An 11,834-nucleotide genomic window follows, 5' to 3' on the forward strand; every position below is an offset into this window, starting at 1 on the left:
CCGCAGTCGCGAACGGAAAGCGGCCCGGTGAGCGCGAGGAGTGAGCCGGGTCTGCGAGCCCCGCAGTCGCGAACGGAAAGCGGCCCGGTGAGCGCGAGGAGTGAGCCGGGTCTGCGAGCCCCGCAGTCGCGAACGGAAAGCGGTTCTGCCGTGACCGCCCGGGTGGTGGCCGGGAAGGCCGTGCCGCGGGGCGCGTTCCCGCACGTCAAGGTGGCCGGCGGGTTCGTCTACGTCTCCGGTACGTCGTCGCGCCGGACGGACAACACGTTCGCCGGGGTGTCGGTGGACGAGTTCGGCACCACCGACCTGGACATCCGGGAGCAGACCCGGGCCGTGGTCGAGAACATCCGCGACCTGCTCCGCTCGGTCGGCGCCGACCTGAACGACCTGGTGCAGGTCACCAGCTACCTGGTCAACATGAACGACTTCGGCGGCTACAACGAGGTGTGGGCGGAGTTCTTCGACGCCACCGGGCCGACCCGGACCACAGTCGCCGTGCACCAGCTTCCGCATCCGCATCTGCTGATCGAGATGCAGGCCGTCGCCCTACTTCCGTCGGGAGGTTCCCATGAGTGAGATCGCCGAGCCGTTCAGCTTCTCCGGCTGGATCGGCGAGAACCAGCACCTGCTCAAGCCCCCGGTGGGCAACAAGGAGATGCTGCCCGGCAGCGACGACTTCATCGTCATGGTGGTGGGCGGCCCGAACCAGCGCACGGACTTCCACGTCGACCCGTACGAGGAGTTCTTCTACCAGGTCAAGGGCAACATGCACATCAACCTGATGCTGCCCGAGGGCCCGCGTACGGTGCACGTGCGCGAGGGGCAGATGTGGATGCTGCCGCGCAACACGCCGCACTCGCCGCAGCGTCCCGAGGCCGGCTCGATCGGCATGGTGATCGAGCGGGTCCGCGAGGAGGGCACGCTGGAGAAGTTCCAGTGGTACTGCGGCGAGTGCCACCACAAGGTGCACGAGGTGGAGTTGCAGGTCCGCGACATCGCCGCCGACCTGCCCCCGGTCTTCGCCGCGTTCTACGCCGACGAGAAGGCCCGTACCTGCGACAACTGCGGCGCGCTGCACCCGGGCAAGGGCTGACGCGTGCCGGTCGTGGACGTGCACACGCACGTCGTACCGAAGGGGTGGCCGGACCTCGCCGCGGCGTGCGGCGGGTCCGGCTGGCCCTGGCTGCGGGTGGACTCCGAGCGCGCCGCCATGATCATGGTGGGGGAGACGGAGTTCCGCCCGATCGGCGCGCAGTGCTGGGACGCGCCGACCCGGCTGGCCGACATGGAGGCCGACGGCGTGGACGTGCAGGTCGTCTCGCCCACCCCGGTGTTCTTCAGCTACGACCGACCGGCTGACCAGGCGGTCAAGGTGGCCCGGATCTTCAACGACCTCACGCTGGAGGTCACAGCGGCCGGCAACGGCCGGCTGGTGCCGTTCTGCCAGGTGCCGTTGCAGGACCCGGACGCGGCCTGCGCCGAGCTGGACCGCTGCCTGTCGGCGGGGCACGCCGGCGTGGAGATCGGCAACCACGTCGGCGACCGGGACCTGGACGACGAGGGCATCGTGCAGTTCCTGACCCACTGCGCCGAGGTCGGCGCGCCGGTGTTCGTGCACCCGTGGGACATGCCCGGCGGCCCCCGGCTGGACCGGTGGATGGCCCGCTGGCTGACCGGGATGCCGGCCGAGACGCACCTGTCGGTGCTCGCGCTGATCCTCGGCGGCGTGTTCGACCGGGTGCCGGACACGCTGCGGATCTGCTTCGCGCACGGCGGCGGCAGCTTCCCGTTCTGGCTGGGCCGCGCCGACAACGCCTGGCACCGCCGCGGAGACCTGGTGCGCGGCGCGTCCAGCGCGCCGCCCAGCTCGTACGTCGACAGGTTCCACGTCGACTCGGTGGTCTTCGAGCCGGCCGCGCTGCGGCTGCTCGTGGACACCATGGGCGCCGAGCGGGTGCTGCTCGGCAGCGACTACCCGTACCCGCTGGGGGAGCGGCCGGTCGGCCAGGTGGTGCACCGGGCGGACTTCCTCACCGACGCGCAGCGGGACGCGTTGCTCGGCGGCAACGCGCTGCGGTTCCTCGGGCGGTGACGAACTCCGGGTGCGTCTGCCGAGGGCAGACGCACCCGGAACGGCTCAGGAGTGCGGGCAGGTGTCCCGGTACTCCTCGATCGCGGTGCCGCGAGGCGCCGGGCAGAGGAACTGCTCGTAGCGGGTGTCGTCGTCGACGAACCGCTTGAGCCACGAGATGCTGTATTTCGCGACTGTCACGTTCGGCGAGGTCGGCGCCGAGTGGCTGGCCGCGTTCAACTCCAGGTACGCCTTGTCCAGTGTGGCCGGCAGGCTGGTGTAGAACGGCTCCGAGTGCGACGACACCGGTGCCACCGAGTCGTTCTCGGCGCCGATGACGAGCGTCGGCACGCGTACCGACGACCAGTTCTTCGTCGTGTGCCAGCCGGTCAGCGGGATCGCCGCCTGGAGCGCGGGCCGGGCGTTCGCCGCCGACAGGCTGCCGCCGCCGCCCATCGAGTGCCCCATCACGGCGAGCCGGTTGCGGTCGATCCGGGTACGTACCGCGCTGGTGTTGGTCAGGTAGTCCAGGGCGGCCAGGAGCTGGGTGCCGCGGCTGGCCGGCTGGTCGTAGACGGAGAGGGTGTCGATGGTGATGACCACGAAGCCCTGCGAGGCCAGCCGCGGCCCGAGCCAGGAGACTGCCGACTGGCCGGCGGTGAAGCCGGGGGAGATCGCGACCGCGCCGAACGTGCCCTCGGCGGTGCTGGTCGGGTAGTAGATCGTGCCACCGCGGAAGCCGCTGACGCTCGATGCGGAGACGGTGGTCTGGGCGGTCGCGAACGGGCCCCGGGTGGCCTCGATGGAGGCGGTGGTGGGCGCGGGGCCGCGCTCGTAGGGGTTCGCGGCCAGCGCTGCCGCCGGCCCGCCGTCACCGGCACCGGCCGGGGTCACCGGCAGGGCGGCGAGGCCGGCGGCGGTCAGGGCGAGGGCGAGCAGGGGGCGCAGGGCGCGCGGAAGCCGGGACGGGCGGTCCGGTGTGCCGGGTGCGTGGTGCACGGCGTGCTCCTCGGGGTGGTGGGGCGGCCTTCGATCGACTTTGGTCGATCTCCACATCCTGCGCGTCACGCCCGCCCGGCGGACCATCCCGAACCGGTCATGTCACCCGCATATGGACCGGCCGTCGGACGTGTCGCCCGGCCTCCCGGCCGCCGGACCGGCAGGATGGACGGCATGGCCGAGCCGCACGACCTGACCGCGCTGGAGCAGGCCGCCGCGATCCGCCGGGGCGAGCTGTCCAGCCTGGAACTGGTCGAGCACCACCTGCGCCGGGTCGAAGGGCTCGGCGACACCGTCGGCGCGTTCGTCACAGTCACCGCCGAGCAGGCCCGGAGCGCCGCCCGTGCCGCCGACGCGCTCGCGGCCGAGGGGCGCGGCCCGCTGCACGGGGTGCCGACCGCGATCAAGGACCTCACGCTCACCGCCGGGGTCCGCACCACCTTCGGCTCCGCGGCCTTCGCCCACTTCGTCCCACCCGTCGACGCCGACGTGGTCCGCCTCCTGGCCGACGCCGGCCTGGTCAGCCTCGGCAAGACCACCACCTCCGAACTCGGCTGCTCGCTCTACTCGGAAGGGCTGGTGGCGCCGCCGGCCCGAAACCCGTGGGACCTCGCGTACACCGCGGGCGGGTCCAGCGGCGGCGCGGCAGCCGCGGTCGCCGCCGGGCTGGTGCCGGTGGCGCAGGGCTCCGACGGCGGCGGCTCGCTGCGCATCCCGGCCGCGCTCTGCGGCCTGGTCGGCTACAAGCCCAGCCGGGGCATGGTCTCCGGCGGGCCGCTCGGCTTCGGCGGCTTCGGGCTGCCGGTGAACGGGCCGATCGGCCGCACCGTCGCCGACGTGGCCGCGCTGCTCGACGTGCTCGCCCGCCCGGTGCCCGGCGAGCCGTACCTGCCTCCGGCCGCGCCCGCCGACGGCTACCTCGGCGTCACCCGCGCCGCCCGCGTCACCGGCCCCGGCCGGCTGCGCGTCGGCCGCTTCACCACGCCGATGCTCGCCGACGAACCGGTCCACCCGGACTGCGTGGCCGCCGTCGACCGGGCCGCCGCGCTGCTCACCGACGCCGGCCACGAGGTGGTCGACGTCCCCGCGCCGCTCGGCCCCGAGGCGTGGCCGCTGTTCGAGACCGTCTGGTACGCGCTGGCTGTCACCCCCGTCCCGGCCGGGCGGGAGGGCGACCTGCTGCCACTGACCCGATACCTGCGCGAGCGCGGCGAGGCGCTCGGCGCGGCCCGGCTGATGGCCGCGCTCGGCGAACTCCAGGCGCAGGTACGCCGTGGCGTACGCCGTACCGCCGGGTGTGACCTGCTGCTCTGCCCGACGCTCGCGGCCCCGCAGGCGCCGGTGGGCGCGTTCGCCGCCCTCGAACCGGCAGAGGACTTCGACCGGCAGCGGCGCTTCTCGCCGTACTGCGCGGTCTTCAACGTCACGGGCGATCCGTCCGTTTCGTTACCTCTCGGGCGGACCACCGACGGGCTTCCGGTCGGGGTGCTCCTCACCGGCCGGTACGGCGACGACGCGACACTGCTCGCCACTGCCGCGCAACTGGAGTACCGGAGTGACGGATGGGATCAGCACCCCGCAATCTGGCGGGCCGCCGACTCCGCTAACGTGAACATCACAAGTGACGTGGGGCGCGACCGGTCCTGACCGGCCGACCCGCACCATTCCTGGTCTCTCTTTCCGCCTGGGGGCGTTGGGATTGTCTGTTACCGAGACGTTGGTGGTCTTCGTCGGCATCCCGGCCGCCGCGGTGCTGCTGATCGCCGCCCTGGCGGCCGTCGGCAGCCGCGGCAACGGTGGCGGCGCCAAGCGCTACCGGCCGGGCCGGCCCTTCGACTTCACTCCGGTCTGGTTCCTGGGCCGTCCGGAGCAGCTGGCCGACTCGGCCGGCACGGCGCTGGCCGCCGGGGCGCAGGCGCCGGCGTTGACCAGCCGCAAGCAGGAGCAGGCCGGCCGGGAGGCGCCGGCCGGTGGAACCGGAGGCGCAAGTGACCGTTGGTGAAGCGCGGCCCACGACGGGGACGGGCACCCCGCCCGAGGTGCTGGACGGACCGTTCTCGACCCGTCAGCTGCTCCGCATCGACGAGGCCCTGCGCCTCGCCGACCAGGGCACCGGTCTGGTCTTCTCGGTCTACGTCGGCGGCCTCGACGAGCCGATCCGGGAGCACGCCGAGCGGCTGCACCGCCAGCTCGCCGACCCGGACCGCTCGGTGCTGATCGCGGTGTCGCCCAACCAGCGGCAGCTGGAGATCGTCACCGGCAAGTACGCGCGCAAGCGCATCCCGGACACGTACGCCAAGCTGGCCGCGCTCTCCATGGTGGCCTCCTTCGGCGGCGGCGACCTGGCCGGCGGCATCATCCAGGGCCTCGACCAGCTCGCCAGCCACGCCGGCAAGGGCTGATCCCCGCCCGCACACACGACGAAGCCCGGCCCCGCGTACGCGTGGGCCGGGCTTCGTCGTGTGTGCGGGGCTGGCCCACGACAACGGCCGGGGCCGGCGCGGACTGCCACCCGCGCCGGCCCCGGCCGACGTGCCTCACTCAGGCGCTGCGCGCGTCCCGCTCCCGGGCCTTCAGCGCGCGGACCACGCCGTCGCGGCCCTCGGCGACCAGCCGCCGCAGCGACGCCGGCCGGCCGTCCTGGGCCAGCCACGCGTCGGTGGCCGCGACGGTGTCCTCCTCGACCAGGTGCGCCGGGTAGGCGAGCTGCACGAACTCCTGCGCCGGCTCGCTGTCACGCTGCGCCCACACCTGGTCCACCGTGGCGAAGTACCGCTCCCGGTAGGGCGCGGTCAGCTCGACCTGCGCCGCGTGGGTGAAGCCCTGCAACAGCGCCCGGTTGCGCCAGTTGGGCAGCGCGTCCGGGCCGGTGAGCAGCGCCCACACCGCGGCCTTGTTCTCGACGGTCGGCACCAGCGCGTACGCGTACGCGGCCTCCCGCTCGCCGCTGGCGGTACGGTCGCCGGCCAGCTCCGCGTCCACGTCGGCGGCACCGGCCGCGCCGTTGGCGACCAGCGACTGGAGCACCGTCCAGCGCAGCTCCGTGTCGACGGTCAGCCCCTCCGGCACCCCGTTGCCGTCCAGCCAGCCGCGCAGCGTGGCCAGGTCCTCACCGGAGCGGGCCGACGAGGCGTACGACCGGGCCCAGGCGAGCTGGAAGCCGCTCCCCGGCTCGGCCGCCGCGAGCGCGGTCCGCGCGGTACGGGCCAGGTCGGCCCAGCCGGTCGGCGCCCACGCCGGGTCGGCGTAGAAGGTGAGCGCCGTGGTCGCCTGCCGCAGCGTGGCCGTCACCAGGTTGATGTCGGTCTCGGCGGTCAGCCCGGCCAGCACCAGCGCCACGTAGTCGCGGGCCGACAGCTCGGCGTCGCGGGTCATGTCCCAGGCGGCGGTCCAGCACAGCGCCCGGGCCAGCGACGAGTCGAAGCCGGCGATGTGCTGCACCACAGTGGCCATCGACCGCTCGTCCAGCCGCAGCTTGGCGTACGTGAGGTCCTCGTCGTTGAGCAGCAGCACGTCGGCGGCCGGCTTGCCGTGCAGCTCGGACAGCTCGGTCAGCTCGCCGGTCACGTCCGTCTCGATCAGTTCGCGGCGCACCAGCCGGCCGTCGGTCAGGTCGTACAGGCCGACGCCGATGCGGTGGGTACGCAGCGTCGGGTAGGCCGACGGCGCCTCCTGCCGGACCACCACCCGCTCGTACGTGCCGTCGGCGCCGATGGTCACCTCCGGGCGCAACGTGTTGACCTGCGCGGTCTCCAGCCACTGGGCGGCGAACTTGCGCAGCTCCCGGCCGGAGGCCGCCTCCAGTTCGGACAGCAGGTCGTCGAACGTGGCGTTGCCCCAGGCGTACTTGCCGAAGTAGGCGCGCAGGCCGGCCAGGAACGGCTCCTCGCCCACGTACGCGACGAGCTGCTTGAGCACGCTCGCGCCCTTGGCGTACGTGATGCCGTCGAAGTTGACCTCGACGGCCTCCAGGTCCGGCATCTCGCAGTAGACCGGGTGGGTGGAGGAGAGCTGGTCCTGCCGGTAACCCCAGTTCTTGCGGATCGACAGGAACGTGGTCCAGGCGTCGGTGAAGCGGGTGGCGTGCGTGTTGCACCAGTGGCTGGCCCACTCGGCGAACGACTCGTTGAGCCACAGGTCGTTCCACCAGCGCATGGTGACCAGGTCACCGAACCACATGTGTGCCAGCTCGTGCAGGATCGTGTTGGCGCGCTGCTCGTACTCGAAGTCGGTGACCTGCGAGCGGAAGATGTAGTGCGACTCGGCGTGCGTGACGCAGCCGAAGTTCTCCATCGCGCCGGCGTTGAAGTCCGGCACCCAGAGCTGGTCGTACTTGGGCAGCGGGTAGCGCACCCCGAACTTCTCCTGGAAGAAGTCGAAGCCCTGCGTGGTGATCAGGTGCAGGTCGTCGGCGTCCATGTGCGGGGCCATGCTGGCCCGGCAGAAGTAGCCCATGTCGATGCCGTCGTGGGTGCGCCGCACCTCGTGGTACGGCCCGGCGCAGAGCGCGGTGATGTAGGTGCTCATCCGCTCCGACACGGTGAAGTGCACCGTCTTCAGGCCCTCACCGGCGGCCTCCTCGCGGGCCACCGGCATGTTCGACACGACCCGCCAGTGGTCCGGGACGGTGGCGTGCCAGGTGTAGACGCTCTTCAGGTCGGGCTGGTCGAAGCAGGCGTAGACCTTCTGCGCGTCGGCGGTCTCGAACTGGCTGTAGAGGTAGGTCTCGCCGTCCACCGGGTCGACGGTCCGGTGCAGACCCTGCCCGCTGTTGGAGTAGCCGAAGTCGGCGTCGACCACCAGCACGTTCTCGGCGGCCAGACCGCTGAGCGTGAGTCCCTTCTCGGCGGACCAGCCGGACAGGTCCACCGGCTCGCCGTTGAGTGTGGCCGACCGCACCGATTCGGCGGCTGTCTCGATGAACGTGGTCGCCCCCGGTTCGGCGCAGCGGAACCGGACCTCGGTCACCGAGCGGAACGTGCGACCGGTGGGCTGCACCGCGGTCGACAGGTCAAGGCTGATGTCGTACCCGGTCACCTCGAGCAGGCGGGCCCGCTCCGTCGCCTCGACCTGGGTCAGGTTGCGCACTCCCGGCACTGTTCGTCTCCATCCCACTCGTCTCGCCGCGCCCCGCGGCGCCGGTTCTGCCCGGCCGCTCGTGACGGCCCGTCGAGAACCGAGTCTTCCATGCACGGACCGCTCCCGGTGGTCGAGGTCACGCTCTCATTCCGGTACCGGTCGACGGGGTACGGGGTGAGGATCGGAGGTGACCGCGCCGGGTCCCCGGCGCGACGATGCCGTGAAGGGAAAACACCGTGACCGAACGTGTCACCGCGGACATGTGGTTCGACCCGCTGTGCCCGTGGGCGTGGATCACCTCCCGTTGGCTGCTGGAGGTCGAGCAGGTCCGGGATGTGGACATCCGGTTCCACGTGATGAGCCTGTCCGTGCTCAACGACGGCCGGGAGCTGCCGGAGGAGTACCGGGACCTGATGCGCGACGGCTGGGGCCCGGTGCGGGTGTGCATCGCCGTCGAGCAGGCGCACGGCGCCGAGGCGCTGGCGAAGCTCTACACCGCGATGGGCACCCGGATCCACCTCGGCAAGGAGGGCCTGGGCCGGGACATGCTGGTGGGCGCGCTCACCGAGGTGGGCCTGGACCCGGCGCTCGCCGACGCGGCCGAGTCCACCCAGTACGACGAGGCGCTGCGGGCCAGCCACGAGGCGGGCATGCGGCCGGTCGGCACCGACGTGGGCACCCCGGTGATCCACGCCCCGGGTCCGGACGGCGGGCAGGTCGCCTTCTTCGGCCCGGTGATCACCCCGGCGCCGAAGGGCGAGGCGGCCGGCCGCCTCTGGGACGGCGTGCTGCTCGTCGCCGGCACCCCCGGCTTCTACGAGCTGAAGCGCACCCGGGAGCAGGGCCCCATCTTCGACTGAGGGGTAAGGAAGGGCCCCTTCTTAACGCCTCCGGTAGAGGAAGGGCACCTTCTTAACACCGGCAGCGCGCCCCGAGCCCCGCACCCGCCCGTCACCGGGCCGGTGCGGGGCTCGTTTCACCGGGTGTCCCAGCCGACGGCCCGCGGGGCCGCAACACGGCAGCTCCTGGAGGCGTTCCCATGGCCAAGCACCGCCACATGTCCGACGACGCGCCGCGGCAGGCGACCGAGGACTCCGGTGCGACGTACTGGTCGGTGACCGAGAGCGACTGGCCGGCCGGCCCGGCCGAGGTGGCCGACCTGCTGGCCCCGCCGATCGTGGTCGGCGTGGCCCGGGTGGTGGCCACCTCGCGGATGACACCGCCGGGCGAGACCGGCCGCCCCGGCCGCGCGCCGTCGCGGCCCGGCGCCGCCGCCCACCCGGCCGCCGCGGGGGCGACGACGGTACGCCTCAACGCCGGCTCTCGCCCCGCCCCGGCGCCCCGCCGCCCGACGCCGGGCCGGCACCGCAACTCCACCGCCTGAGCTGCCCTTCCCGGCGTTAAGAAGGGGCCCTTCCTCTACCGGAGGCGTTAAGAGGGGGCCCTTCCTTTCACCTGGTGGTAAGCGGGTGAGTCCGGCGGCGGCGCCGATCGGGGCCCGGGTAGCGTCAGCGGACATGACGGTCGTGCATCCGATCACCCGGGCCTGGATCACCACTGGCGGCACCGGCGCGCAGAACTACGACGAGTTCGCCGACGACGCGGAGATCACCTCCATCGTCGAGGCGAATCCGCACAGCGCCCTGGGCATCGAGATGCCCCACCGGGCGCCCGGCAGCCTCGGGAAGTCCTTCCTCGACGCGCTGCCGGACGCGGTGGCGCGCCTGGCCGAGGCGAAGGCGGACGGCAGCTACACGCCCGCCGAGCAGGTGGTGGTGCTCTACCGGATCAGCGCGCCGGGCGAGGAGAGCGCGTACGGGCTGTGGGCCATGGTCGACACCGACCAGATCTCCACCCGCGCCGACGAGCCGGGTCTGGTGATCCGCAACGAGGACGTGTTCATCGCCAAGGTGCGCGAGCGCGTCGCGCTGGCCGAGGCGCTCGGTCACCTGCTCTCGCCCGTACTCCTGCTCCAGACCGGTAGGGGCGACGAGCTGCACGCCGCGCTCGCGGCGGCGACCGACGCGGCCGGCGCGCCCGCCGCGACGGACGTCGACCAGTCCGGCCGAACGCACGCGATCTGGCTGCTCGGCCCGGGTCCGGCGCAGGACGAGCTGACCGCGCTGGCCGGCGGCGGGGAGCTGGTGGTCGCGGACGGCAACCACCGCAGCCTGGCCGCGCAGACCGGCGTTTTCCCGCGCTTCCTGTCGGTGGTCACCACGCCCGCGTCGGTCGCCATCCAGCCCTACAACCGGCTGGTCAGCGAGCTGACCACCACGCCGGACCAGCTGCTCGACCGGCTGCGCGCGGCGGGCGCGGAGGTCACCCCGGTGGACGGGCCGGTCGACGTGCCGGCCACCGGCGGCGTCGTGCACCTCTACCTCGGCGGCCGGGGGTACGCGGTGACGCTGCCGCACGTCGGCGCCGCCCGGCTGGAGAACCTCGACCACGCGCTCGTCGAGCGCCTGCTGCTGCGCGACGCGCTGGGCCTCGACCCGGGCGACAAGCGGATCACGTACGTGGGCGGCGACTACCCGGCGAGCTGGCTCGTCGGTGAGGTCGACGCCGGCCGGGCCGAGCTGGCGGTGCTCGTCGCGCCGGTGACTGTCGACGACTTCGTCGCGGTGAACCTGGCCCGGGAGAAGATGCCGCGCAAGAGCACCTGGTTCACCCCGAAGGCGCGGGCCGGCCTGGTCGTGGCCGAGCTGCCGCACTGACCGTGTGACGAATCCGCCTCCGGGTCGCCGCCCGCGCGCCGGCCCGGAGGCCGGCCTGTCAGACTGCGCGGTATGCGCGTCTACCTGGGATCCGACCACGCCGGTTTCGAGTTGAAGGTGCACCTCGCCAACCACCTGGCCAAGCAGGGCTACGAGGTGGTCGACGTGGGACCGCACGTCTTCGACCCGGACGACGACTACCCGGCGTTCTGCCTGCACACCGGTGACCGGGTGGTCGGCGACCCGGGCAGCCTCGGCGTGGTGATCGGTGGCTCCGGCAACGGCGAGCAGATCGCCTCGAACAAGGTCGCGGGCGTCCGGGCGGCGCTCGCCTGGAACGTCGACACCGCCCAGCTGGCCCGCGAGCACAACGACGCGAACGTCGTCGCCATCGGCGCCCGGCAGCACACGCTGGACGAGGCCACAGCGCTCGTCGAGGCGTTCCTCACCACGCCGTTCTCCGGCAACCCCCGGCACAGCCGGCGCATCGAGCAGGTGGCCGCCTACGAGCAGAGCCGCCGCCTGCCCGAGCTGCCCGCCTGAGCGGACGCCTCCGGCTCACCGCCCGTTGCGGGGCAGCTCCTCGCGCGGCACCCAGTTGCGGCGGATGAGCACCACGCGCTGCTCGGCCTCGGCGAGGTCGTCCTCGGTGGGGCGGGCGGCGTCCCGTGCCCGCAGCGCGGCCGTCACGCTCACCTGCGACGAACCGGAGCCGACCAGCCCGCGCAGCCCGCGCTCGCCCTCCTCGGCGGGCGCGGCGGCGCGGCGTCCCCGGGGCTCCGGCTCGCCCGGCCGGCCGCCGCGCGGTGACCGGGGTGCCACGTCGTCGTGTACCGGTGTCGTACTGGCAGTGGTGCCGCCGGTGCCCGTGCCGTCGGCACCGGTTCCGGCGGTCTCCGTCGGCGGGGCGGCCTCGCCGTGATGCCGCAGCCGCCGTCGCCGTCGCTCCGCCTCACCCATCCCCCGAC

General features: G+C 73.1%; 13 protein-coding genes. 10 read left to right on the plus strand and 3 right to left on the minus strand.

Annotation, left to right across the window (positions count from 1 at the left end; all coding sequences use genetic code 11):
* The first annotated feature begins 150 nt into the window (after positions 1 to 150).
* Genes ABD52_RS18330 through ABD52_RS18340 form a run of 3 tightly spaced genes read left to right on the plus strand, consistent with a single transcriptional unit; the run spans position 151 to position 2,092 of the window.
* Positions 151 to 576, plus strand: coding sequence for a RidA family protein (locus ABD52_RS18330; RefSeq protein WP_047892635.1), 426 nt, complete (start codon positions 151 to 153; stop codon positions 574 to 576).
* Positions 569 to 1,093 (plus strand): 3-hydroxyanthranilate 3,4-dioxygenase, encoded by a 525-nt coding sequence (locus ABD52_RS18335; RefSeq protein ID WP_013288058.1) that lies wholly within the window; start codon positions 569 to 571, stop codon positions 1,091 to 1,093. Before ABD52_RS18330 ends, ABD52_RS18335 begins: the two co-directional genes overlap by 8 nt.
* Before the next feature lie 3 nt (positions 1,094 to 1,096).
* Positions 1,097 to 2,092: an amidohydrolase family protein gene (locus tag ABD52_RS18340; protein ID WP_013288057.1), complete on the plus strand. Its 996-nt coding sequence runs from the start codon at positions 1,097 to 1,099 to the stop codon at positions 2,090 to 2,092.
* A gap of 45 nt (positions 2,093 to 2,137) precedes the next feature.
* On the opposite strand, the gene ABD52_RS18345 is transcribed toward ABD52_RS18340, so the two are convergent.
* Positions 2,138 to 3,070, minus strand: coding sequence for a dienelactone hydrolase family protein (locus ABD52_RS18345; protein ID WP_013288056.1), 933 nt, complete (start codon positions 3,068 to 3,070; stop codon positions 2,138 to 2,140).
* Between the two features lie 174 nt (positions 3,071 to 3,244).
* On the opposite strand from ABD52_RS18345, the gene ABD52_RS18350 reads away from it, so the two are divergent.
* From ABD52_RS18350 to ABD52_RS18360, 3 genes are all read left to right on the plus strand, one after another.
* Positions 3,245 to 4,717, plus strand: coding sequence for an amidase (locus tag ABD52_RS18350; RefSeq protein WP_047892636.1), 1,473 nt, complete (start codon positions 3,245 to 3,247; stop codon positions 4,715 to 4,717).
* 70 nt (positions 4,718 to 4,787) lie between these two features.
* Entirely contained in the window at positions 4,788 to 5,072 is a 285-nt protein-coding gene (locus ABD52_RS18355) for a hypothetical protein (RefSeq protein WP_026268244.1), read from the plus strand.
* Positions 5,059 to 5,472 (plus strand): DUF5130 family protein, encoded by a 414-nt coding sequence (locus ABD52_RS18360; RefSeq protein ID WP_013475476.1) that lies wholly within the window; start codon positions 5,059 to 5,061, stop codon positions 5,470 to 5,472. The genes ABD52_RS18355 and ABD52_RS18360 overlap by 14 nt, the downstream gene beginning before the upstream one ends.
* A gap of 139 nt (positions 5,473 to 5,611) precedes the next feature.
* On the opposite strand, the gene pepN is transcribed toward ABD52_RS18360, so the two are convergent.
* Positions 5,612 to 8,158: an aminopeptidase N gene (gene pepN / locus ABD52_RS18365; protein ID WP_047892637.1), complete on the minus strand. Its 2,547-nt coding sequence runs from the start codon at positions 8,156 to 8,158 to the stop codon at positions 5,612 to 5,614.
* A 227-nt stretch (positions 8,159 to 8,385) separates the two neighbouring features.
* Between pepN and ABD52_RS18370 the strand changes: the two genes are divergently transcribed.
* The 4 genes from ABD52_RS18370 (at position 8,386) to ABD52_RS18385 (ending at position 11,409) form a co-directional block, all read left to right on the plus strand.
* Positions 8,386 to 9,009 carry a DSBA oxidoreductase gene (locus ABD52_RS18370; RefSeq protein ID WP_013475477.1) on the plus strand — a complete coding sequence of 208 codons (624 nt, stop codon included), beginning with the start codon at positions 8,386 to 8,388 and terminating at the stop codon, positions 9,007 to 9,009.
* A gap of 179 nt (positions 9,010 to 9,188) precedes the next feature.
* Positions 9,189 to 9,533, plus strand: coding sequence for a hypothetical protein (locus ABD52_RS18375; protein ID WP_047892638.1), 345 nt, complete (start codon positions 9,189 to 9,191; stop codon positions 9,531 to 9,533).
* A gap of 133 nt (positions 9,534 to 9,666) precedes the next feature.
* Entirely contained in the window at positions 9,667 to 10,866 is a 1,200-nt protein-coding gene (locus ABD52_RS18380; protein ID WP_047892639.1) for a DUF1015 family protein, read from the plus strand.
* A 72-nt stretch (positions 10,867 to 10,938) separates the two neighbouring features.
* On the plus strand, positions 10,939 to 11,409 hold the full coding sequence (locus ABD52_RS18385) for a ribose-5-phosphate isomerase (protein ID WP_013288048.1): 471 nt from the start codon (positions 10,939 to 10,941) through the stop codon (positions 11,407 to 11,409).
* Between the two features lie 15 nt (positions 11,410 to 11,424).
* Here ABD52_RS18385 and ABD52_RS18390 read toward each other — a convergent pair whose 3' ends face one another.
* Positions 11,425 to 11,826 carry a hypothetical protein gene (locus tag ABD52_RS18390; protein ID WP_047892640.1) on the minus strand — a complete coding sequence of 134 codons (402 nt, stop codon included), beginning with the start codon at positions 11,824 to 11,826 and terminating at the stop codon, positions 11,425 to 11,427.
* Positions 11,827 to 11,834 lie beyond the last annotated feature (8 nt).

The sequence above is a fragment of the Micromonospora sp. RV43 genome, from assembly GCF_001029515.1.
GTDB classification, from domain to species: domain Bacteria; phylum Actinomycetota; class Actinomycetes; order Mycobacteriales; family Micromonosporaceae; genus Micromonospora; species Micromonospora aurantiaca.